Below are 1,595 nucleotides of genomic sequence, written 5' to 3'. Positions count from 1 at the left end.
CCCCAGGAATATTGAGTCAGGCAGAATGATCTCTGAAGTTTCTACAATAGAATTCAAGAACCTCCAGGACCTAAGAACACAACTCGAGAAGCTAAAAGAAGCCCTACAAAACCTCTACACTTAATTTGGTGTCTGTAATTGCTGGTTAAGGCTCTTCAAATAGAGTTTACGTCGCCCTACCATGTTGGGTGGCGTAGAGCCGAGTCAATAATAGATGGTCTAACTCTACATAGGGCACTAATAGCTTTACATAACTTAGTACTAAGGCAAAGTCCGATAGACCCTATCCTGAATGAGTTAAGAGTATCAGCAGTCCTCCCAGCAGTTATGAAAGAAGGATATTACGAGCCGGTCTTGCCACTACCTCCACTACCATCTCGAATCAGGCCTAAGAAGGCTGGCTTCGAGTGGGTAACGTTGAGTGCAGCAATCAGCTTAGTAGAAGACCTTACAAAGCACAGACGCCTACTCATAACTAGTGTAAAAGATAACAAAGCGACTATAAAGCTAGACAGCACTACTAGAGAACTCTGTATAGTAGGTAGAATCCTGAAACTATGCGAAGAGAACATAGAAGTACCGCAATCAGGACCCATTGAAAGATTCGAGGCAGTTCTCAACAGGATTGACAGATTAACAAACTCAGCCGACCTCTTCAAAATTTCCGGGTATAAAGCCAGGAGCAGTATGATAGTAATGCTTCAGAGCAACAATGACAACGTGTTAAGAACAGCTGAAGAACTCCTAAAACTTTCGGGTGATATCGGATTAGGAGGTCTAAAGAGCAGAGGTCTAGGCAGGTTCGTGATTAAAGGCGAAGCAAAAATCAACACAAAATATTTTGAGAGGAAAGCATGTGCTGGATATAACTTACTGCTAGGGTCTTACGTTCTTGAAGACCCGCCAGTAGACTTAATGAACAGCTTCGTGAATACCAGATTACTAGCTGGTTATTCAGGACCCCCTCAAGACCTCCACATACTACCGTACTTAAGCTATGCCGGGGCAGGAAGCATAATATACGTTAATAAACCACCACACCCTGTAATCAGGCCTATTAAGACTTCAATTATTGGCTCACTCCTAGTCTTTAACCCATTGATTATCGGGTGTTGCGCTTGAGTAGGGAGTCACTATTTAGAGAGGTATTCACCATAGTTCTAGAGCCCGTGACCCCCGTGCATGTATGGGGCGGTAGAGAAGCTGTCATAGGTATTGATGCGTTAGTTCGTGGAGATGAGCTAACCTTGATTAATTTTGAGGAGATCCTCGAGAAAGCTCCTGAAGACGTCTTAAGAAGATTTACTATACTCTTGAAGAGTGCCAGACCCAAAGAAGCAATAGCAAGCTTTCTCAAAGAACTCGAGTCAAGAGAACTCTTAAGTGGATTAAGAGTCCCGATAAAAACTAAGCCCAGTATAGAACTAAACTCTAGAGTCAAGGTACTGCATGAATACATTATCCCAGGAAGTGAGTTAAAAGGTTACATAAGAACAGGGATTATTAAAGGATTACTGAGGGAGATTCCCAATGCTGATAAGATCATCGCAGACGGTATTAACCTAGAAAAAAAAGCTAAGAATGCAGGATTAGGC

General features: G+C 42.6%; 2 protein-coding genes. Both read left to right on the top strand.

Translation table 11 applies throughout. From position 1 onward, the window contains the following. Positions 1-138: 138 nt before the first annotated feature. Positions 139-1,122 (top strand): hypothetical protein, encoded by a 984-nt coding sequence (locus tag QXV08_RS08680; RefSeq protein ID WP_342784184.1) that lies wholly within the window; start codon positions 139-141, stop codon positions 1,120-1,122. Then, positions 1,119-1,595 (top strand): hypothetical protein (locus QXV08_RS08675; protein WP_342821547.1); only part of this gene is annotated, 477 nt, incomplete at its 3' end. The genes QXV08_RS08680 and QXV08_RS08675, both read left to right, overlap by 4 nt.

It is taken from the genome of Desulfurococcus sp. (genome assembly GCF_038881575.1).
Taxonomy (GTDB): domain Archaea; phylum Thermoproteota; class Thermoprotei_A; order Sulfolobales; family Desulfurococcaceae; genus Desulfurococcus.
Note: the sequence above shows the minus strand (reverse complement) of the source record. Positions and strands in the feature narration are given on the sequence as shown.